General features: G+C 39.0%; 20 protein-coding genes and 1 pseudogene. 14 read left to right on the plus strand and 7 right to left on the minus strand.

What is annotated here, in order from left to right; translation table 11 throughout:
• The first annotated feature begins 282 nt into the window (after positions 1-282).
• Entirely contained in the window at positions 283-1,863 is a 1,581-nt protein-coding gene (locus JOD82_RS16685; protein WP_209949691.1) for a peptide chain release factor 3, read from the plus strand.
• A 151-nt stretch (positions 1,864-2,014) separates the two neighbouring features.
• Here the strand turns inward: JOD82_RS16685 and JOD82_RS16690 are convergent, their stop codons facing one another.
• Complete coding sequence (locus tag JOD82_RS16690) at positions 2,015-2,248, minus strand: small acid-soluble spore protein SspI (protein ID WP_016819939.1); 234 nt, start codon at positions 2,246-2,248, stop codon at positions 2,015-2,017.
• 160 nt (positions 2,249-2,408) lie between these two features.
• Here JOD82_RS16690 and JOD82_RS16695 point away from each other — a divergent pair.
• From JOD82_RS16695 to JOD82_RS16720, 6 genes and pseudogenes are all read left to right on the plus strand, one after another.
• A pseudogene (locus tag JOD82_RS16695) lies at positions 2,409-3,074 on the plus strand (potassium channel family protein); the annotation flags it as partial.
• 82 nt (positions 3,075-3,156) lie between these two features.
• Positions 3,157-3,963: a TrmH family RNA methyltransferase gene (locus JOD82_RS16700; protein ID WP_209949692.1), complete on the plus strand. Its 807-nt coding sequence runs from the start codon at positions 3,157-3,159 to the stop codon at positions 3,961-3,963.
• Between the two features lie 618 nt (positions 3,964-4,581).
• Complete coding sequence (locus tag JOD82_RS16705; RefSeq protein WP_209940431.1) at positions 4,582-4,875, plus strand: hypothetical protein; 294 nt, start codon at positions 4,582-4,584, stop codon at positions 4,873-4,875.
• Positions 4,876-5,151: 276 nt separating this feature from the next.
• Complete coding sequence (locus JOD82_RS16710; RefSeq protein WP_209940430.1) at positions 5,152-5,487, plus strand: hypothetical protein; 336 nt, start codon at positions 5,152-5,154, stop codon at positions 5,485-5,487.
• Between the two features lie 405 nt (positions 5,488-5,892).
• On the plus strand, positions 5,893-6,228 hold the full coding sequence (locus JOD82_RS16715; RefSeq protein WP_209940429.1) for a hypothetical protein: 336 nt from the start codon (positions 5,893-5,895) through the stop codon (positions 6,226-6,228).
• Positions 6,225-7,076: an SEC-C domain-containing protein gene (locus JOD82_RS16720; RefSeq protein WP_209940428.1), complete on the plus strand. Its 852-nt coding sequence runs from the start codon at positions 6,225-6,227 to the stop codon at positions 7,074-7,076. Before JOD82_RS16715 ends, JOD82_RS16720 begins: the two co-directional genes overlap by 4 nt.
• Positions 7,077-7,772: 696 nt before the next feature.
• Here the strand turns inward: JOD82_RS16720 and JOD82_RS16725 are convergent.
• From JOD82_RS16725 to JOD82_RS16745, 5 genes are read right to left on the minus strand one after another with little or no spacing between them, the layout of a single operon-like run.
• Complete coding sequence (locus JOD82_RS16725; protein ID WP_209940423.1) at positions 7,773-8,222, minus strand: GNAT family N-acetyltransferase; 450 nt, start codon at positions 8,220-8,222, stop codon at positions 7,773-7,775.
• 44 nt (positions 8,223-8,266) lie between these two features.
• Entirely contained in the window at positions 8,267-9,454 is a 1,188-nt protein-coding gene (locus JOD82_RS16730; RefSeq protein WP_209943531.1) for an aminotransferase class I/II-fold pyridoxal phosphate-dependent enzyme, read from the minus strand.
• Positions 9,454-10,482, minus strand: a complete 1,029-nt coding sequence (gene dmpG / locus JOD82_RS16735; protein WP_209940422.1) for a 4-hydroxy-2-oxovalerate aldolase — start codon at positions 10,480-10,482, stop codon at positions 9,454-9,456. Before dmpG ends, JOD82_RS16730 begins: the two co-directional genes overlap by 1 nt.
• Positions 10,479-11,378, minus strand: a complete 900-nt coding sequence (locus JOD82_RS16740; RefSeq protein WP_209940421.1) for an acetaldehyde dehydrogenase (acetylating) — start codon at positions 11,376-11,378, stop codon at positions 10,479-10,481. The genes dmpG and JOD82_RS16740 overlap by 4 nt, the downstream gene beginning before the upstream one ends.
• A gap of 52 nt (positions 11,379-11,430) precedes the next feature.
• The gene (locus JOD82_RS16745; protein WP_209940420.1) at positions 11,431-12,450 is read right to left on the minus strand and encodes a ThiF family adenylyltransferase; all 1,020 of its coding nucleotides are present in this window, start codon (positions 12,448-12,450) and stop codon (positions 11,431-11,433) included.
• A gap of 199 nt (positions 12,451-12,649) precedes the next feature.
• On the opposite strand from JOD82_RS16745, the gene JOD82_RS16750 reads away from it, so the two are divergent.
• Genes JOD82_RS16750 through JOD82_RS16765 form a run of 4 tightly spaced genes read left to right on the plus strand, consistent with a single transcriptional unit; the run spans position 12,650 to position 15,847 of the window.
• Complete coding sequence (locus tag JOD82_RS16750; protein WP_209940419.1) at positions 12,650-13,807, plus strand: aminotransferase class V-fold PLP-dependent enzyme; 1,158 nt, start codon at positions 12,650-12,652, stop codon at positions 13,805-13,807.
• Between the two features lie 37 nt (positions 13,808-13,844).
• Positions 13,845-14,399 carry an MPN domain-containing protein gene (locus tag JOD82_RS16755; RefSeq protein WP_209949693.1) on the plus strand — a complete coding sequence of 185 codons (555 nt, stop codon included), beginning with the start codon at positions 13,845-13,847 and terminating at the stop codon, positions 14,397-14,399.
• 25 nt (positions 14,400-14,424) lie between these two features.
• Positions 14,425-14,700, plus strand: a complete 276-nt coding sequence (locus JOD82_RS16760; protein ID WP_209940417.1) for a MoaD/ThiS family protein — start codon at positions 14,425-14,427, stop codon at positions 14,698-14,700.
• Positions 14,701-14,743: 43 nt separating this feature from the next.
• Entirely contained in the window at positions 14,744-15,847 is a 1,104-nt protein-coding gene (locus JOD82_RS16765; RefSeq protein ID WP_209940416.1) for a threonine aldolase family protein, read from the plus strand.
• A 101-nt stretch (positions 15,848-15,948) separates the two neighbouring features.
• Here JOD82_RS16765 and JOD82_RS16770 read toward each other — a convergent pair whose 3' ends face one another.
• The gene (locus JOD82_RS16770; protein ID WP_209949694.1) at positions 15,949-16,215 is read right to left on the minus strand and encodes a hypothetical protein; all 267 of its coding nucleotides are present in this window, start codon (positions 16,213-16,215) and stop codon (positions 15,949-15,951) included.
• A 210-nt stretch (positions 16,216-16,425) separates the two neighbouring features.
• Here JOD82_RS16770 and JOD82_RS16775 point away from each other — a divergent pair, with 210 nt between their 5' ends.
• The 3 genes from JOD82_RS16775 to JOD82_RS16785 are packed head-to-tail and all read left to right on the plus strand — an operon-like array spanning position 16,426 to position 20,144.
• Positions 16,426-17,664: an MDR family MFS transporter gene (locus JOD82_RS16775; RefSeq protein ID WP_209949695.1), complete on the plus strand. Its 1,239-nt coding sequence runs from the start codon at positions 16,426-16,428 to the stop codon at positions 17,662-17,664.
• Positions 17,657-18,868: an ATP-grasp domain-containing protein gene (locus JOD82_RS16780; RefSeq protein ID WP_209940413.1), complete on the plus strand. Its 1,212-nt coding sequence runs from the start codon at positions 17,657-17,659 to the stop codon at positions 18,866-18,868. Before JOD82_RS16775 ends, JOD82_RS16780 begins: the two co-directional genes overlap by 8 nt.
• Positions 18,869-18,890: 22 nt before the next feature.
• Positions 18,891-20,144, plus strand: coding sequence for an ATP-grasp domain-containing protein (locus JOD82_RS16785; RefSeq protein ID WP_209940412.1), 1,254 nt, complete (start codon positions 18,891-18,893; stop codon positions 20,142-20,144).
• Positions 20,145-20,616: the final 472 nt, after the last annotated feature.

A 20,616-nucleotide genomic window follows, 5' to 3' on the forward strand; every position in this document is an offset into this window, starting at 1 on the left:
GTCCTGTTCAGGACGTAAGGGGATGCTTTGCGTTCGGAGTGTGCTATAATAGCTTAGTCTCAGGTTTTCAGTTTGCAACTGATTATAAGTTAAAGGCAGGCTAAAACATGTAAATAGATCGTATTTATAATGAATATGGTAACGGAGTACGCCGAATACTGGAGCTAACGGCAATGTAGCCGATAGAGCCGATGAACTTATGAAAACAGGCGTGCATCATGGCCTTTTTATGAATAGCTTGAGCAGTAATGCAATGGATTTGATCATGAAGGGATATGTGAAATGAGTAAAACAACAGATATACTTCAACAGGAAGTCGACAAACGGCGTACGTTTGCGATTATTTCTCACCCGGATGCGGGTAAAACGACACTGACGGAAAAGCTGCTGCTGTTTGGGGGCGCGATTCGTCTTGCGGGTTCAGTTAAAGCACGTAAAGCAAGCAAACACGCCACGAGTGACTGGATGGAGATTGAAAAACAGCGGGGGATTTCTGTAACATCCTCAGTAATGCAATTTGATTATAATGGTCACCGCATCAACATTCTGGACACCCCAGGTCACCAGGATTTCAGTGAAGACACGTATCGTACATTAACAGCAGCAGATAGTGCAGTCATGCTGATTGACGTAGCGAAAGGTGTGGAAGCGCAAACGATTAAGCTGTTTCAAGTTTGTGCGAAGCGTGGAATTCCGATTTTCACCTTCATTAACAAACTGGATCGTGAGGGACGCAGTCCTTTTGATTTGATGGAGGAGCTGGAGCAGGTGCTTGGCATCCGTTCGGTGCCTATGAATTGGCCGATTGGTACAGGACGCGAGCTGTGCGGTGTCTATGACCGTGTCAAAAATCAGGTCGAGCTGTTTCAGGGAGATGACCATTCCACGATCAAAGTACAGAAAGTGGAAGATTACAATGATCCGATCATTCGTGAGATGGCGGGCGAATATTTGCATGACCAATTATGCCAAGACTTGGAGTTGCTTGACGTCGCGGGTGACCCTTTTGACATGGAGAAAGTACAGCGCGGAGAATTAACACCTGTATTCTTCGGCAGTGCGATTAATAATTTTGGTGTACAAACATTTTTGGAAAACTTCCTTCAGCTTGCTCCTAAACCGGAGCCGCGCCGTAGTACAGCTGGGGAAATTGAGCCAACAAACGAAAAGTTTACCGGCTATGTATTTAAAATTCAAGCGAACATGAACCCGGCTCACCGTGACCGTATTGCATTTTTGCGTATTGTCTCCGGTAAGTTTCAACGCGGGATGAGTGTTAAGCATGTACGGATGGGCAAGGAGATTAAGCTGTCTCAGCCACAGCAGTTCCTGGCACAGGACCGTGATATTGTCGAGGAGGCTTTTCCTGGCGATATTATAGGATTATTTGACCCGGGTATTTTCCGTATTGGTGATTCACTCAGTCAAGGTAGCGAGGTTATATTTGATGAATTGCCGACCTTCTCGCCTGAGATTTTTGCCAAGGTAACGGTGAAAAATGCTTTGAAGCACAAGCAGTATCTGAAAGGTATTGACCAGTTGACCGAGGAAGGTATGATTCAGGTGTTTCGTACGGTAAGCTTTGACGATACGCTACTGGGTGTCGTCGGCCAACTGCAATTTGAAGTATTTGAGTATCGCATGAAGGGTGAATATGGAGTTGATGTACAGCTTCAACGTATGCCGTTCCAATTTGCTCGATGGATTGTGGATGAACAGATTGACCCAAGCAAGTTCCGTATTAACTCTACGCTGGTAAAGGATAAGAAAGGCAATTATGTCGCCTTGTTCGAAAACGAGTATGCGATGCGTACGGCTATGGAGAAAAATCCGACAGCTAAGTTCTTAGAAATGGCTCCATAAGATTGAATAAGCAGAACAGTTTAATCTCGGTCATTTAGTGTATACCACGAATAGTCCACTCGATGTTAATGCGAGTGGACTATTCTCATTTTCGAATACGGGTAAAATAATGAGCACAATTAAATCGGAACCAAATGTTAAATAGCTAGAGCTAGGTTAAGGGTACGGGTTTGATTTTATCGATTTGTTCATGTGCCAAGTGGACGAAATCGTGCTGCTGGTTTGGACTCATATGCTTCCAAGCAATTTCAAGAATGACACCCAACCCAGGCAAAGCGGCCTCCGGTCCGTCCACTGACCCAATAATCATGTCCGTAAGATCAGCTTCTGATTTGCCGTGTACTTTGTGAACAATTGCTTGTCGTAAATCCATTGTAATGGGCATGTGTACCTCCCGTATGTTGTAGTAGTGGTCGAATGTATTATGGCTTGGGCTGTTGTCCAGTATACATGGAGAAGCATTTGGCATAAGTATGTCAAAATTTATGTTTGTAGCATGATATGCTATACTATGACGGACAGTATGGTGATCGGGAGGTAAAGAAGGAATGGCAAAAAAACAGTATGCGGTCATTGGTATGGGCCGTTTTGGTTCCAGTGTTGCCAGTGCGCTGAGTGAGATGGGTTTTGATGTGCTGGCTATTGACTCGGACGAGCAGCGTACACAGGAAATGTCGAATATTGTGACGCATGCGGTGTCTGCCGACTCGACGGATGAGGAAGCGCTGCGAGCGCTGGGTATCCGTAATTTTGACGTAATCGTAGTTGCGATTGGTGAAGATATACAGGCCAGTATTCTGACGACATTGATTCTCAAGGACATGGGCGTACCCGCTCTTGTGGTCAAGGCACAAAATGAACTGCATGGGAAAGTGCTGCAAAAAATAGGTGCGGATAAAGTCGTTTATCCTGAACGGGATATGGGGTTGCGGGTAGCCCATCATTTGACATCTCCCAACATTTTGGATTATATCGAGCTGTCCAAGGACTACAGTATTTTGGAGATGAGAGCCGCCGATTCCATGATTGGAAAAAATCTCAAAGAGCTCGACATACGCGCACGCTTCGGCTGTAATGTGATGGCGATTCGCAGAAATCAGGAAATGAACATTTCACCTTATGCCGAAGATCGTCTGGAGCCGGGTGATGTACTGGTCATTGTGGGCCACAAGGATGATCTGACCAAGCTGGAGTTGGCATTTGCAGCCTAATGAAGGCTTGATGTTCAAGTACAAGTGAAGTGATACATTATTTATTTTTAAGAAACGGACAAAGAAATGGAAGGTTAAACGAATGGAAATCATTTCACCGAATAACGCACGTGTAAAAGAGTGGGCGCAACTGCTGGAGAAAAAGCATCGCACACGGCAGCATAAATATATTGTCGAGGGTATTCATCTGGTGCAGGAAGCGCTGCGTTCGGACGCGGCTGTCGAAACCGTCGCCTATGATTTGGACAAGGGCATTCCCGCTGAGCTGAATGGCCTAGATCCAGCCGACCAGCCGGTGGAATGGGTTCCCGTGTCAGCGGCGGTCATTGCAAAATGCACCGATACGAAGACGCCGCAGTCGGTCTTTGCCATCGTGCGTAAGGAGGAGCGCAGTGCATTCCCGGCATTGCTGGAGCAGCCGGATGCACTGGTGATGGTGCTGGACGGGGTGCAGGACCCCGGCAATGTAGGCACCATCATCCGCAGCGCGGACGCTGCTGGAGCCGCAGGCGTAATATTGGGTCATGGCTGCGCCGACCTGTACAATCCCAAAACGATCCGCTCCACGATGGGATCGTTGTTTCACCTGCCGGTGATTGAAGGCAGCCTGGAGGAGCTTTTACCGCAGGCTAAAAGTAAAGGTGCCCGCTTGCTCAGCACCTCACTGGATGCGAGCTTGTCATGCTATGCCATAGATTTGCGCGCTTCCACTTGGCTTGTAATCGGAAACGAAGGCCAAGGGATTTCTGCTGCTACCGCGCGCATGGTGGATGAGTCGGTATTCATTCCGATGCAGGGGCAAGCGGAATCACTGAACGCAGCTATGGCTTCTACGGTGCTATTATTTGAGACGATGAGACAACGAAACGAAACTTTTAAACTAAAATAATTCCTGTTGTGGGTTAACATCAATTGAGACAATTTATAATACTAAATGAGACTGTTTATATCATCTAAATGAGACAGTCAATATCCCCGAAAACCCAGTGAAAACGGGAATAAAGACTAAGTAAAATCAAAATTATCTGTTAAGATTGATCTAAATTATCTTATTTTATGGTGAAAAAGGACAGCCATTTTTTATAACAAGAAGTGAGACAAACATTATCTAAGGGAAAATTACCTTTGCTCGGCTATAATAAAATTTATATACATTCTTACCTACAGGACAATTTAATATCTAAAGTAAACAGTCTCGATGAAAGCTCTTTATTTCGGGGCTGTTTTTACGTTATGGATGGCAGGTGAAATGATAACCCATTTTTGGGAAAGTGTTACCCTCATTCAAATCTCTTTCTGCTTTTTGGAAGATACATCCGTCGATACTCAGACAAAGTTTGTCTTTAGCTTTTGAGGATATTTAGATAATTAGCAAACCTGTTTTTAGATTGTATTTGTTAAGCTAGGATGAAAAAGTACCCATCTGTTATTTCATTTTGTTTATTAATTTCTGAGAAATATTATATTGATGTAAATTGTCTATTTCGTTTGATATACGGGTATACTGATGATGAAAATAAAAAGGGAGGAGATTAAGATTAATTATAAAGATATATATAATTTACATATTCAGCTTCTTGATGTATATGAGAGGAACCAAAAGGATCGCCACCCTTATCAAAAGGATATTAATTTTTATAATCGACAGCTCAACTTTTTCAGTGAAAATATTGTACAAAAGATTTTTGTTTTAAACCAACTAATAAAAATTTATGAGAAGAATAGAGAGCCTCAAATTAAGTGGTGCTCAGAGATTTATTATTCAAAAAAACATAAGGATATTGAAAAAATAACAGATTGAAAGATGGTAAGTCCAGTGAGTGGTATCATTTCATCGTAATTGAAATGTGATTCTACATGAAATAAACAGACAAGCCAAAGGAAAATATTCAAGAAAGCAAGATCACAGATGAGTTCCCAGTTTGGGATCGATTGTGTGATTTTTCTTTTGTTTCACGAGTAAACCCTAACTAAATAATGAATTTACAGCTTCATAATGTTCGAATATGAGGACTATTATAAAAATTTACAATAAAAGTTACCAATACCAGTATGCGGAATTGCTGCCTAAGACTGTATGCTTCTAAAAGAGCAGAATGAGGATGATTCACCTGGGTTATTAATTACGGATAACATGTTTGGGGAAATGTCGGGGCCGGAATTGATTGAACCACTCTTCGTTGCACTTGAGTTGCTCAAAGTTCAAGGGATTACATTATGTCCGCCGAACATCAAGCTGGACCTTACCAGCAAATTTAATACCGTATATAGCCTCGACATTGAAGCTAAGAACGGAGTGAACAGTATTACCAGCAAGGTACAGAAATATCAGATAAAGTATTTACATTCTCGTTCAGCAATCAGCCAAGCGAAAATGGAACAACAGCTCGACGTGGATGAAAGTGTTTCGTAGTAGAGCCATCCGTCACAGCTAAAGACAATTGATTTTAATATAAGATCGAAATTGATATGAAGACACGAACTGGTTCAGGTCAAAGGAATCTACACTCGGAAGTTTATTTGTCCTAGGATGAAAAAGTTTAAACTTTACTTAACCTAACTTTTTCAAAATGAAATCAATATGTGGGGAGTATGAGCATCTTGTCTTCTGCATATGGATATATTCTGGAGATCATCGGGATTCAGTTTAGAACCATCTGTAGTGAATAATGTTGTATGGAAATCAACATATGAAGATGGTAAACAATATTTTTCGATTGAATCCATGTACCTCATCCAAGAACAAGACTCCTTTGAATCTTTGGATTCGGGAGTCTTTTAATACAATTTCAACTAAATTGAAGGTGAGGGAATCATAATGCTTACGGTTGATCAATACATAACAAAAATGAAGAAAAAGGATAAGCTTGATGAGTTTGATTTTAAAAGTCATGCTGAAAACATGTCTGCTGTTTTGAAGTATGTAATGGATTATTTAAATCATTATTTGAATCCGGAAGAATACGATTATGAGAACATTAAGACGGAACAGTCTGCATTAAAAATTGCTCAGGAGATAGGGGGAGCCTTTCCTGAGAGTGAAAATGAAAGCAACTCGTTTGCAATATCAAGGGCCAGCAGTAGAGTTCGAAGAGAAAATCATGCCAACTGTTCAGACTCTAGTTCGAGGAGATGTGGAGGTGCAAGAAGATGAATCTACATCAAATCAAGAAAAAACTGATTGATGCTGAAAGTAATTATAATATTCGCGATAGTAATCAGATACTTAATGAATTATTGGACATAAAGCGAGTTGCTGTAGCAAATGGTGATCAACTATTAGCTAAAGAAATATGGTGTTACGAAGCTACCTTAAAAGCACAAGAAGCATTTATTTCTGCCTTCTGGGAGATGAAACGTCAGGAGTATTACGCAGGTTGGAGGACTCTAGAACAAGTAGAGTTAATAGTTTTATCGTTAGAGCGTCATTTTTCTAAGGAATTCAATCTGTATAAACTTAGCCATATTAAAATGTATACTGAAAAATTTCAGGTCTTGTTTCCTTACAAAATTTTTTTTAGTCCTGAGTATGTTACACAAATAAAGATATGTAGTATATGTAAAAGGCCGATATCAATTAGAAACTCTTGCGGACATCGGGTGGGTGAAGTCTATAATGGTGAACTATGCAACCGTATTATTACGAAGTCTGAAATGTTAGGAATTTCTTTAGTAACCAACCCTTTGCAAAAATATTCTGTGGTGTTTACTACAGATCAGGAAAACGGGAGAACAAAAGATCAGTACGACTACCATCTGGTTAAATATGTGATTAGTAGACTTATTTCACCTTTTCATGGTTGGGATGTAAATTGGACTAAAGCAAGACACCCTCACTCTAGGTATGCACATGTTAATAAGAGCAGTGATTGCCCTTGTGAATCAGGACAGAAGTATGAAGATTGCTGTCTTAGTGAAGTAGGAGTACTCAGGCCACATTGTATTGTGACTTTCCATAAAGATTTTCCGGGAGAGTTGAAGTTAATTGAGTACAAAGATTAATTTCCTTTACATTACTTGCGTAATATCTATCACAGGACGACTCTGTAGTCGTATATGAAATTTAGGTACACCCTGAGATAAGATTGAATTTAGTGTGATGTTGTCTAGTTTCAGCCTGGTGGCTAACTGAGGAAGACTAGCAACTCGATCCGGATATCAGTATACTTCTTTGAAATTTAAGGAGAGGTTAGACGAATCGAGGCTGGAACAAGGCATGTCCCGAGTGAGCTGTTGTATTGATAACGGGCCGATGGAGTCCTTCTGGGGGATATTGAAATGTGAGAAGTACTACCTGCATAGTTACCGAACCTCTGAAGAACTCCAACGGAGTACATCCATTTTTACAATAACGAACGATTACAGGCCAAACCAAACGGCCTCAGTCCGTGGAATTCAGGACCAAGGTCGCTTAAATATCTCTTATTATTTATACTGTCTACTAGACGGGGGGCAGTTGAAATTGTATTGAAACCAGAAATATGGCATGACACATCGAAATATTTAAAGTAATTTGTCAATAATATACTCCAGACTTGGAACAGACATATCTTTGTATGGTTATATACTCATACCTTCATCAGAACGATAGATATTGACAGGCTGCACTTGTATATAAAGAAAAGAGAACAACAGGGGAAGGTTACCTGTTTCCCACTTTGCTTGCTTTGGTGTGTATATACCAAGTATTCATATTTTTTATAGAGGTAATTTATGCGTGTAATGTTCTGTTTGCGGATCAAAGATAAAGCCTAATGAATGATAAAAAGCTCTTCCTTCATTTGTTAATGTTCTTAAGACCAGTATTTTAAAATATTGTCTGGCGTGGGTGATAATATACTCCACTAACTTACGGCCAACTCCATGGCGTCTGTAAACAGGTGATACATAAACTCTGCGTAAACGCGATACATACTTATCATTTAGGAAAGGATCTTGATTCAACCCACATATGCCAATCAACTTTTCTGAATGATATGCACCGATTAGTAGTTCGCCTTTTTTATCAAAACGGTTAATGTTATGTTTGTATTCTTCAGTTAACCGTCTTAAATAGGAAAAACCCTCTAATTCACTTGATTTTACCAAAGGTAGAATTTCTGAATCGACTAAACAGTGTATGATTTTGATTTCAATAACTTTTAGCATCACTATACCTCCTTGTAGCATTTTAACTTAAGAAAAAAAGGCAATTAATATAAGTGTAGCTTATCAATACGGTGAACGGCTTCTTCAAGAAGTTTGTCCGAGCTCACAAGACTGAATCGAACAAAACCCTCACCCGAATTGCCAAAACCAGAACCCGGAACAGTTACCACATGAGCTTGGTTTAGCAATATCTCACTAAAATGCATAGAAGAGAATCCTTTAGGTGTAGGGATCCAGCAAAAAAAAGACCCTTTTGAAGGGATTGCTTCACAATTGATGCTATGAAGAGCATTATAAAATACATCTCTTCTTGTTTGATAAAGGGATACTAAATCTTTTACACAATCTTGTGAGCCGAGCAGTGCCTCACAAGCTGCTTTTTGAATAGGTCCAAAAATTCCACAATATTGGTGGTTCTGAAATTTATTTATCATGTTTATAATTTTGGAGTTTCCTATTATAAATCCTATTCTCCAGCCAGCCATATTGTATATTTTAGAGAGTGTATATATTTCAACTCCTACTTTCTTGGCACGGGGATGCTTAAGAAAACTCTCAGGCTTCAGTCCGTCGAAGACAATGGGACCATAGGCAAAATCACTGGCAATCACGATATTATGATAGAGTGCAAATTCTATCAACCTGTCGTAGAATTCTGAAGTTGCTACAGCTCCTGTCGGATTATTCGGATAATTCACAAACATTAGTTTACTTCGCCTTGCTTGCTCGTATGAAATAAGATCTAAATTCGGCAAATAATTTGAATTTTTATCTAGTGGCAATGAAATCATTTCTCCACCTGTTAGATCAATTCCTGACCAATAGTCAGTATATCCTGGATCTGGAACTATGCATGCATCTCCTTGATTTAGCAGGCACTGACAGAGTTCTATGATCCCGGTTTTCCCTCCGGGGATCACTGCTATTTCATTTTCTGGATCTAAATGAACTTTGTAATCTTCCCAATATCGTTTTGCAACAGCTTGTTTCAAAAAGAAATAGCCTTCAAAGGGCGGATACCGATGATTTTCACTCAATTCAGCTTCTTCCTGGAGTTTTCTCACAATATGTGTAGGCGTTGGGAGGTCATGATTTCCCGTACTCAGATTAATTATATCCGCGCCACTTTCTTTCATAGTCGTGGCATTTCGTATAATCTGCTGAAAAAAATGGACGGGTAGTCTTTCGAATGCATTGGAAGGTACTATTTTGAATTCACTTTTGGTCCTCATCACTGTAATACCTTATCCTTGATAATTAGCGGCGCACTCTGCAATTGAAGAGCAACCTCAATAATTGTATCTTCCTGACCAGCGACGACTTTCCTTTTGCCAAGTTCCAGGAAAAGCTCTAGCGGATTAACGTGATACTCTTCGGCAGCTCTTTCAATTGGTTTTAAGAATGTGGATACGACACCGGAAATTCCACACATTATAGCATTTGGGGCAATCAGCGGGTGCTCAATTTCTAGGATTTTACGCAATTCGGGAATGCGTTCAATCAACAGATTGCTGTTAATACCTGTAGTGTATTTCATTTTATCCAGTAGCATAACTAATAACTCTATTTGGGTGTTGCCTGCACCAGCACCATATCCTAGAAGTGTTCCATCTATGATTGAAGCTCCTGATTCAATTGCTGCAAGAGAGTTAGCGATGGCCAAACCAAGATTGTTATGGGCATGAAAGCCAACAGGAATGTTTAGCTGGGAGGAAAGCAGTGAAATTCTTTGCTTCACTTCATCCGGTAACAGAGCACCCGCTGAATCCATTAGAACAATCCCATACGCTCCGTAAGACTCCATCTTATGCGCTTCCTGAAGTAGTCTTTCCGGTTGAGCCATATGGCTCATCATCAGCACTCCGTAAACTTCGGAATTTCTCTTTCTTACAAATTCAATATGTTTCTGAGTAACATTTGCTTCGGTACAATGTGAAGCGATTCGAAAAATATCAACGCCTGCTTCGAATGCTGGTTCCAAATCTTTATGAATAGTTGCAAATCCAGGTATGACATGCACTGCTAGTTTAGAAGTAGTTAGCATAGCGCGTGCTGCTGTCAGCATTTCATAATCAGAAGTTAATGATTCTCCTAATTGTAAAGAAGAGGCCCCAATACCACAGCCATGCCCTACTTCAACTACAGGAATACCAATAGAATTTGCAGCTTTGCAGTATTCTTCAATTTGAAATGGGTTAAACCGATGACTGTTAGCATGTGAGCCGTCGCGTAATGTGGGATCATAGACAGTAACATTCATTGACCAACCACCTCGCTTCTATAAGAATTGAGTACATATTCTTCAGCTATTTTGATTGCCGCACAATTAATAATATCTAGATTGCCGGAATAGGAAGGGAGAAAATCTCCCGAACCTTGAACCGAGGCCATCAATACTATTCGCTCATTATCAATTACAGGAGGAGATATGATACGGTATCCACTTGCGTACTCTTGGATTTTGGCTACCATAGTTTGGACTTCCTGATTAAGTTTGTCCAAATGGTAATCTTTAACTTTAGCAAAAACTGTAGTTTGCATATTAATCGCAGGAGAAGCCGGATTAAGAATTAGAATAGCTTTGACTTTAGTGCAGCCCGTAAAATATTTTAACGCCTGTTCTGTCGTTTCGATATATTCATCTAAATTTGAACGAGTAGCATTACCTGCACTTAAAGAAGAAATAGTTGTAACTACTTCTATATATTGAGTATTTTTGTGGGTTTCGCTGATTGCATAAGCCAAGGGAATCGACACTTGTCCCCCACACGTAATCAGTCCCACATTATTATGTAGAAGACTTTCAGCAGTGTTTAGGGCAGGAATACAAGGAAACCCGAGATTTGACGGAGTAATATCAATTATTTTTTTATTAAGGGCTTTTAAAATCGGGGCATGCTTGAAATGGTTTTCTGCCGAGCTTGCATCAAACACCAGGTTACAAGAAGAAGGATTCTCAATAATCTCCTGAATCCCCCTATGGGAGGTTTTTATACCAATCTCTTGAGCGGTTCTGAGACCATCGGATTCTGGGTTTCTGCCTATAAAGACACTGCATTCAAGATATGGCGACTTTATAATTTTCCTCAGTAGATCTGTACCTATTTTCCCACTACCAATTATTGCACATTTTAATTTTGGAAATGTAGTTAGCATAAGTTTCTCACGTCCTTTCAATAAACTGTAAATGGTTTCTGCGGGTCTAGCATTACATACCGACGTACTTGGAATAAAGCGATTTTGCTTGAGAAAGATCGCTTGTACCCTGAACTAGTACACGACCATCTTCAAAATATATCAACTGATATGAATCCACATGAAGCTTTACAAGAAACTTATTGTAATCAACAGTCCCCAGATGTCCAATTTTATTTGATAGTGCTTCTAAGTTTACCTTTTTAGGATTTGATGGAGTGATTTGAATGGTATTTCTACCGCAAAGAGAGGTGAAGTTATCATATGTTTTCGCTGGGTCTAGAAAATTAAATTGATGCTTTCCGCAACATGGACACTCTGGGTTTATTGGTCCAATCTCGAAATGTTCAACTTCATTATGCCAAATATCAAGATGTTGAATAAAAGAGCTAAGCATATGCTCATTAGCTGTCAGAATCTTCAGAGCCTCAGTGGCTTGATATGAAGCTACAATGTTTACTAAAGGTCCCAAAACCCCTGAAGTATCACAAGTTTCACCGTGGTTAAGATCAGAAGAATATTCATAAAGACAGCAAAAGCAAGGTGTAATATGAGGGCGGATCACAGAAAACATTCCGTTTGAGCTAACTGCACCGCCATAAATCCATGGCGTATTACTTTTTACGCATACATCATTAATGAGAAACCGTGTTAAGAAATTATCAGTTCCGTCCAATACGAGATCAAATCCATCCAAAAGTAATTCGGCATTACCGGAATTGATGTCAGCGACAACAGGATCTATTTTGACAGAGGAGTTAATTAAGTTTAGTTTGTTAAATGCTGCAACTGCCTTTGGCAAAAACTGCTCAACATCGGTTTCATCATAGAGCATCTGCCGTTGCAGATTACTGGTTTCAACGAAATCCCTGTCAATAATTCGAATGTACCCTACCCCCGATCGAACCATATGGTTGGCTAACACCGAGCCTAACGCCCCCAAGCCTACAATCGCTACTCGGCTACTCAAAAGCTTGCTCTGTCCTGATTTCCCAATAGGTGAAAATAGTGTTTGTCTTGAATACCTGTCCATAAAGCTACCTCCTAGTATCTTTTAAATGACAAGATGGTTCTACAAGAAGAAATGAAAAATTTCTGGAAATTTAGTATGGTAAAAATCCCCTCTCTATGATAAGCTAACTAAAAAAATACGTCAATCTACTATAAATGTTAAAAATTTTAAATTATTAAAAAAATTATAAGTGTAATATTTTAAGAGGATGGTTATTTATATGGAAATTATTTATTTAGATAATGCAGCTACGACCTGGCCTAAACCCCAGAGTGTAATTGATGCAGTTCATGGACATCTCTTATACGGCGTTAATCCTGGAAGAGGAAACTACAAAATGTCGGTAAAAACTGGGGATTTATTGTCTGAAACGAGAATTAAATTAGCAAAATTGTTTAATATAAACAATTATAATTCCATTATATTCACCTTAAATGCCACTCACGCTTTAAATCAGGCAATCCATGGTTATCTCAAGGCTGGTTCCCATATTATTACGACTACTCTTGAGCACAATTCTGTTAGACGTCCTCTGGAAAAATTGCGAAAAAGCGGACTGATTGAGATTACTTATATTTCTCCTGAGAAAGATTGGACATGGGATTTAGATAAATTTAAAGCTGAAATTAGAAAGGATACCGCACTTATTATCGTTTCCCATGTTTCTAATTTGACTGGGTCCATTACACCGATAGAGAAAATTGGTTCTCTATCTAAAGAATTTAATATTCCTTTTTTAGTGGATGCTTCGCAGTCTGCAGGGGTTATTAAGATAGATGTACAAAAAATGCATATTGATATGCTTGCCTTTCCTGGACACAAAGGTTTGTATGGCCCACAGGGAACTGGGGGGTTATACCTTAATCCGAAATTGAAGTTGGAACCATTAATGCAAGGGGGAACAGGTAATCATTCCGAAGATTCAGATCAGCCACAATTGTTGCCTTTCCGGTATGAGAGCGGTACACAAAATACTTTAGGTATCAGTGGACTTTTAGCGGGTGTGAATTTTGTAATGGAACATACGGTAGAGTACATATATGAGAAGGAGATGGAATTAGCCAAACTTCTAATTGGAGAATTGAAAAACATAAAACAAATAAAAGTATACGGTCCAGACGATTTACGAATGCGTACGGGAGTTATTTCCTTTAATGTGAATGGAATTGAGCCTATTTTGCTAGGGCAATTGCTTGATGAGCATTTTGGAATTGCTCTTAGAACAGGCTTCCATTGTACCCCATTAGCCCATCAAACAGCTGGTTCGTTCTCAACAGGTTCGCTTCGGGCTAGCTTTGGTTTTTATAATACGAAAGAAGACGTATATGCACTTGTGACTGCCTTAAAAGATATTATTGAAAGCTTCAATATTGTATGAAGTAGTTTAAAAGAAGTTTGGAAAGGAGGTGAGAAAGTTGGACATGATGAAGGTTGCTAATGTTATTTTTATGGATAAAATGGTGGAAAATGAAATATACTCACACTGCATTCGAAAGCTCAACTGTCATTATATGCCTGAAGAAACCATGGAACAGCAAGCTTTTGGATTGGTTGGAGGAAGGATAGACAATAATGTGCTTTCGGTACAAATGGTTATACCATTATGTGAAAATTTTCGCTATGACCAATCAATGCGAGATGATATGAATGAGGCGATAATAAACTATTCAATTCCTGCTGAACTTGCTGTCGAAGAACGTGCATGGACTGCATCTCCGAAAGAAGTGCAGAAGGCGTTGGCATTATTTGATAAGTACGACTTATCTTTAATCGGCTCGTATCACATGCATCATGAAAATTCGTGGAATGGAATTCAATCAAAAGAACTTCCGTCGAAGTTAGATGAATACTTGGCTCGTGATTCTGAAATGGTAATGTTTATTGTCTATATATCTGATACTGGAGAAGCAAAGGTGCGGGCATTTTATGAAGGTAAGCTTGGAGAAGAAATTAAGATTTTCTTTAAGTAATTTGAAAATGGGGGAGAAAAACTCGATGGAAATTACCGTTAAGTATTTAACTGCAGTGAAAAAAATAACAGGAATTTCTTCGGAAAAATTTAAAGCTCCAGTAAATTGTAATTTGGAAAATTTGTTTCTTGATCAAATATGTAGTAGTTATGGAGCATTCAAGGGTTATGTCGATAATATGTTAAACAGCAATGGAAAAATATTGTTTTTTTTGAATAACAATATTGTCAATGATTTGCGGGGAACGTTTTTGAACGACGGAGATGTGATTACTATTATGTCGCCTATTGCAGGTGGTTAATTTGTGAACCAGCATAATGAAAAAATTAGAGGGAGTGAGAAAGTTGAACAACCATAAAATCGAGTATGTTGATCTGAGAAGCGATACCGTTACTTCTCCAACTCAAGAAATGCGTCAAGAGATCTATATGGCTAGAGTTGGGGACCACGGATACGGTGAGGATGAAACGACCATTGAGCTGGAACAATATTGTGCCAGATTGTTTGGTAAAGAAGCTGCGCTCTTTATGCCTTCAGGTACAATGAGTGATCAGGTATCTATTCGATGTTGGACAGAATCAGGAGATGAAGTCATACTTGACCGGAGCTATCATATTAATTACTTCCAAGCAGGTCCATCAACTGATCTGGGGAAAATACTATTACATACGTGCGAAACAGAAGATGGAGTACTCGGAGTTGAACAGATTGATAATGCTATCACGCAAAGAATCCGAGGCAATTTATTTAGTAGGCCAGCTTTGATTTCCTTAGAAAATACAATTAACGGACATGGTGGACGTATCTTTCCTATAGAGGCTTTAAAGGATGTTTACAGCTATGCCCAGGCCAAAGGGATACCAGTGCATATAGACGGAGAACGATTCTTAAACGCTTGTGTGGCTACTAACATTCCTGTAAATGAATATGCCTCATTCTCTGATAGTATTTCTTGTTCATTTTCGAAGGGATTGGGTGCACCGTTTGGATCGATCATTATGGGGAAATCAGAGTTTATTGAAAAGGCAAAAAAATACCGCAGATGGTATGGAGGTAGTCTCCATCAATCGGGATTCATGGCTGGAGCTGCTTTGTATGCTATTACCAATAATATTTCTAGATTGAAAGAAGATCATGATCATGCAAAATTATTGGCAACTTTGATCCAGTCCAATTGTGAATGTGAGTTAGATATAGAGCCTCCAGAGACGAACATGATTATGCTGGATACGAGAAAATTAGGAATTAAAGCAGTTAACTTTGCAGAAAAATGTAAAGAAATGGGTGTTTTGGTCTACCCGTGGGCCCCATACACTATTCGGGCTGTAACCCACCTCGATATTAATACGGAAAAGATCAGACTGGCATCTAATGTAATTGCTAATTTATGTTCGCAAGCAATGCAACATAGCCAAACAGAAAGAAGATTACAAGGTGTTGAACTTTAAAATCCTATATTCGGCACACTTGCTTGGAATATTGTTTTTGGCATACTAATTAGTAGGATCGCGTTCTTTATGAGTATGCTGTTTATTTAAATTGATCATACTCAAATTAAAGGAATATCACCTCCAATGACAGGGCTAATTTTAGGCTCAAGTTCACTTGGAGGTGTAATAGTAAGTTTTTCTGCTGATAAGTCTATTCCTATAAGTCCTGGAACAAAAAAAAATGTTGCTATCTTCATATTTGAAGAACCTATTCTGTCATGTGGAGCGCCTAAAAGATGACCATGATAATACAAAGCTATTTTCAAAGCGAATAAATCTAAATTTTCAAAATTAGAGATTAGTGATACAGAGATAAAAATTGTCATGATTCATACAAAAACTTAGGAATGACGGCCATGTAGTTGGTATAGTCCTTAAAAAAATAAATTTATGGTTATATCCCTATGGAGAATATGTTGTGAGGTAGATTATAAGTGTTAATGTAAACGGAGAAGATATTGTAAGTGTTGCAAATTTAGTGAAAAATGCACTTCAGAAAATTATAGTTACTGAGAGTGTGAGTAAGGGGGCGTAAGGTGATTAATAAATTTCTAACGATACGACCAATAACTTGGAATATCTTGATAGGAACTCTATTTAGCCGCATTGCATATTTTATGTGTATGCCATTTCTTGCTATTTATCTCACGTCAATAAAGGGAATTCCAGCAAGTGTAGCAGGGATAATTTTAGCGTCTAGTGCTTTGGTGGGAGTCATCACAAGCTTTTGGGGCGGTGTATTGACCGATCAATATGGTGCCAGAAAGATATTAATTAGTACAGCAGTGGTCTGGGCTTTAGTCTTTTTTTCATTTACGGTAGCAAGCAGCGCATTACAATTTTTTATAATAAATGTTTTAAATGGTATTTGTTATTCCATATTTGAGCCAGCAACGCGGAAGGTTTTATCTGACTATGCCAGTGAAGGAAATAAGCTAATGGTTTTTAATTTCCGATTGACGGCATTGAACTTGGGCGCCATTATAGGTCCAATACTCGGTATTGCTCTTGGCAAAAATTCGAGTATCCTGCCATTTGTGTTATTAGGCACTATGTATCTGCTATATGGCTTTTCGATTTTGTTGACATTGAAGGAAAATGGCACAGTAGAGAAGGGCACTCAAAAGAGTGAAGTCAAGCTAGTACCTGCCCTCAAGGTTATCTTTACAGATAAGGTGTTCATGTGGACTTTAGTGGGGACTATTTTTACATTTACTGGTTACTCGCATTTGACGTCAACACTCCCTCAATACTTTAGCGAACCCAGCATTTTTACGAAAGGTGTAGAGACATTTTCAATTTTGCTCTCTGTAAATGGATTTGTGGTGATTTTAATTCAATATCCTGTCGTTAACCTCATGAAGCGCTTTACACCCTTCATATCTATTGCATTAGGTAACGTACTAATCAGTTTAAGTTTAGTGATGTTTTCACTATCCCATCATTTTGTTTATTTGATTGCGACCATGGTGGTATTTACTGTAGGTGAGCTTTTGTTGGGGGCAATGATAGATTTTCTGATTGATGAGCTCGCTGTAGAGTCGCTAAAAGGCACCTATTTTGGTGCTATAAGTTTTATGAGGTTAGGTAATGCCCTAGGACCGATGCTCGGAGGCGTTGGTATCAGTGTTTTAGGATTTGGGAAATCAACCCTTCTATTTTCTATTCTTGCAATAATTACATTATTTGGAGTTTTGGCTCTATTAGTATCAAGGAATTTGTATTTAAGAGAAAACGATATGAAGATAATGGAGGCTCTGAGGAAAAATGCATAGTAAAAAACGATTGTTTCTAGTGGGAATTGCACCAGATTTAACAAAAAGAGCTGTTTTGAGAGCAAAGCAAATGAATTATGAGGTTATAGTTGGTGAGACGCCTACAGAAATGCAGAAGAATAGGGCTCTGGTAGAGGCGGCAGATCAAGTTATTGAAGTTAATATTAATGATTTTAATGCTCTGTATTCTGTGGCAGAACAACTTCATCATGAGAAAAAAATTGATGGGATGTACACGTTTAGAGAATTTTCTTCTGAACCGACGGCTAAAGTGATTGAAAAGTTGGGATTGTATGGCTTGCCGTTTGACGTTGTAGAAGCCTGCAACGATAAATTTAAAACAAAGGCTAATTTTGAAAAGCAGGGTGTTTTATCTGCGAAGTATCAATTGTGCAGCACTTTAGAAGAAGTAGAGGACTTTTTTAAAAGTATAGCTGCACCTATCATAATTAAGCCTTTAAAAATGCAAGGAAGCTTAGGGGTATTTAAAATTACCAAAGAAGAAGAAATTCATCTTTTTTTTGAGCGTTGCAAAACAGAAGGCAATGACGGAGTTGTCTTAGCAGAAGAGTTTATTGAAGGGCAAGAGATTTCATTAGAGGTCGTCGTGTGTAATGGTAAAGTTTACGTTTTAGGCGTGACTGAAAAGTTATTATTCCCAGGGACATTCGTTGAGAGGGGGCATACCACAGCCTATGAATCAGAAGTGTTAGATGCTGAAGACTTCCAAAATATCGCTGAAAACATTGTAAAAGCTGCAAGTGTTTTTTTTGGTGCCATGTTTATAGAAGGATTTGTTACACCAAAAGGTTTTTATTGTGGTGAAATACACACACGTTACGGTGGAGATCAAATTAGCACAATTACAGAGTTAGGGAATAAGTATGATCTCATTACGCCTATTTTTTCAGAGCTTATGGGAGAAGTAGTTGAAGTTGTACCAGTGGGAGAGAGAGAGATTTCTGGGGCGAGATTTATTTCTGCAAAGCCAGGAAAGATTGTTGAAATAGAAGGTGTTGAAGCGATTAAACGGATGGACGGAGTACATTCTATCGATTTATATTGCCAAGTAGGAAATGTTGTAAATGAATTATGTTGGAATCGTGATCGATTAGGGTGTGTGGTTGCCAAAGCCCCATCTAGGGAGGCTCTTGAATCGATTTTTAATGATGTATTTAACGTTTTAAGAATTGAAACGGTTTAAAGGGGAAGAGAGGAGAGTTATTATGAAAAATATTTTAATTATTCATCTACCTAACCCAAGTCGAAAAATGCATTTTCAGCAGGCAAAGGTCTATGGTGCAACATTATATTTGATGATGGAAAACCCAACATGGGAACTTGAATATGTGGACCACGTCGTATGTGCCAACGTTAGAAAAATAGAAGAGGCGGTACAAAGCGCTAAGGCTTTATCGCAAAAAGTTGCCATAGATGGGGTTGTCACATTTGTAGAACATGCAGTGCCTACTGCAGCGGCAGTTGCTGAAGCGCTAGGTCTGCCTTTTATTTCTCAAGAAGCTGCCTATAAGTCGAGAAATAAATATGAAATGCGTCAGCAGTATGAAGCGTTTGGTATAAAGTGTCCCGAATATGCTCTTGTAGATAGCGTTGATGAAGCAAGAGCATTTACTAAGCAATCTGGGTATCCTGTTGTGGTTAAGCCAATAATAGGGGGCGGCAGCCTAGCTGTTCTTAAAATAAATAATGAAAAGGAATTGAGAGCGCATTTTGAAAGTATGAGGCTTTCAGTATGGGCGACTTTTAAGGAGGATGCGGTGTATCCTAAAGCGTGGGCAGTTTATGGTGGAAAGATACTTATCGAGGAATACATAAAAGGGATAGAAATTAGTGTCGAGTCATTAACTTATGAGGATGTGACTGAGGTATTGGCGATACACGATAAGCAAATGCCAGAAGAGTCCAATTTTTTTCCAGAGGTGATGTTTTCAACACCAACCTCCTTCCCTCAAAATATTGAAGAAAAAGTCATTCAGACGACTCAAATAGCCAATAAAGCGCTTGGAATTCATTGTGGTGCAACGCATACGGAATATAGAATTACCGATGATAATGAACTGTACATCATAGAAACAGGGGCGAGAATAGGGGGCGGACCTATCTTTTTATCCGTCCTGAACTCTACAAAGATTAATATGATACACAAAATTATGGATATCGCTCTAGGGATAAATCCTAAAATCAAAAAAATCCAACCAGACCCAATTGCTTTTTATCAACATTTCATTGATGCAGATGGGATTGTGGATGAGGTTGATGTTGTGGGTATTGAACGTATTCATCAAAACCCTAATCTCGTAGAGCTACATATTTATAGAACAAAAGGCGATCGAATTATTTCAGAAAGGCGAACCTTAGCGCATGCCCATGTTATTGCTAAAGGCGAGACGGTTGAATTGGCCTTAAAAAATGTGTGTGAGATGGCGCAAAATATTCATTTTAGACTTACAGACGGGTAAATATGAAAGGGTTGATGGGCGTATTCAAGGGAAAAGTGCTTGAATGTTGCGATTATAGGTACGGGCAATATAGGAGCGAGTCTATTGTACAAAGTACAGAAAAGTTCTTATTTACATTGCACGCTATTTCTCGGAAGAAGAGAAAGCTTCCCAAATCTTCAAAATGCTGAACGTATAAATCATTTGATGAAACTCGAAGATACATGCGTAATGGGAAACATGCATAATTGTATCTCTTATTTACAATCGACTTTTAGACGTGAATTGTCTCAGAATCTCTTTAACATCATTGGATTCTTAAACACATAATAGGTGAAATCACCAGATTAAATTTTATTCACCACGAAGAATTACGAATAGCTAGGTTAGACCGAGGAAATTGCCCGTAATTGCGGTTCCAAGCGAACAAAGTCTCTCTGAGTGGTTTATGAAGGCACAGAAAGAGTGCTTAGTAGTGATAAGATTTTTAATG

This window comes from Paenibacillus sp. 1182 (assembly GCF_017833915.1).
Lineage (GTDB): Bacteria > Bacillota > Bacilli > Paenibacillales > Paenibacillaceae > Paenibacillus > Paenibacillus polymyxa_D.

Bases quoted from the DNA above. Each gene is read 5' to 3' on its own strand.
- JOD82_RS16710 (WP_209940430.1), top strand. From the start codon at position 5,152: ATGCTTCTAAAAGAGCAGAATGAGGATGATTCACCTGGGTTATTAATT.
- dmpG (WP_209940422.1), bottom strand. From the start codon at position 10,482: ATGAATGTTACTGTCTATGATCCCACATTACGCGACGGCTCACATGCT.
- JOD82_RS16690 (WP_016819939.1), bottom strand. From the start codon at position 2,248: ATGCCCATTACAATGGATTTACGACAAGCAATTGTTCACAAAGTACAC.
- JOD82_RS16725 (WP_209940423.1), bottom strand. From the start codon at position 8,222: ATGCTAAAAGTTATTGAAATCAAAATCATACACTGTTTAGTCGATTCA.
- JOD82_RS16740 (WP_209940421.1), bottom strand. From the start codon at position 11,378: ATGCTAACTACATTTCCAAAATTAAAATGTGCAATAATTGGTAGTGGG.
- JOD82_RS16750 (WP_209940419.1), top strand. From the start codon at position 12,650: ATGGAAATTATTTATTTAGATAATGCAGCTACGACCTGGCCTAAACCC.
- JOD82_RS16685 (WP_209949691.1), top strand. From the start codon at position 283: ATGAGTAAAACAACAGATATACTTCAACAGGAAGTCGACAAACGGCGT.
- JOD82_RS16785 (WP_209940412.1), top strand. From the start codon at position 18,891: ATGAAAAATATTTTAATTATTCATCTACCTAACCCAAGTCGAAAAATG.
- JOD82_RS16700 (WP_209949692.1), top strand. From the start codon at position 3,157: ATGGAAATCATTTCACCGAATAACGCACGTGTAAAAGAGTGGGCGCAA.
- JOD82_RS16745 (WP_209940420.1), bottom strand. From the start codon at position 12,450: ATGGACAGGTATTCAAGACAAACACTATTTTCACCTATTGGGAAATCA.
- JOD82_RS16730 (WP_209943531.1), bottom strand. From the start codon at position 9,454: ATGAGGACCAAAAGTGAATTCAAAATAGTACCTTCCAATGCATTCGAA.
- JOD82_RS16720 (WP_209940428.1), top strand. From the start codon at position 6,225: ATGAATCTACATCAAATCAAGAAAAAACTGATTGATGCTGAAAGTAAT.
- JOD82_RS16770 (WP_209949694.1), bottom strand. From the start codon at position 16,215: ATGACAATTTTTATCTCTGTATCACTAATCTCTAATTTTGAAAATTTA.
- JOD82_RS16715 (WP_209940429.1), top strand. From the start codon at position 5,893: ATGCTTACGGTTGATCAATACATAACAAAAATGAAGAAAAAGGATAAG.
- JOD82_RS16760 (WP_209940417.1), top strand. From the start codon at position 14,425: ATGGAAATTACCGTTAAGTATTTAACTGCAGTGAAAAAAATAACAGGA.
- JOD82_RS16705 (WP_209940431.1), top strand. From the start codon at position 4,582: ATGATGAAAATAAAAAGGGAGGAGATTAAGATTAATTATAAAGATATA.
- JOD82_RS16780 (WP_209940413.1), top strand. From the start codon at position 17,657: ATGCATAGTAAAAAACGATTGTTTCTAGTGGGAATTGCACCAGATTTA.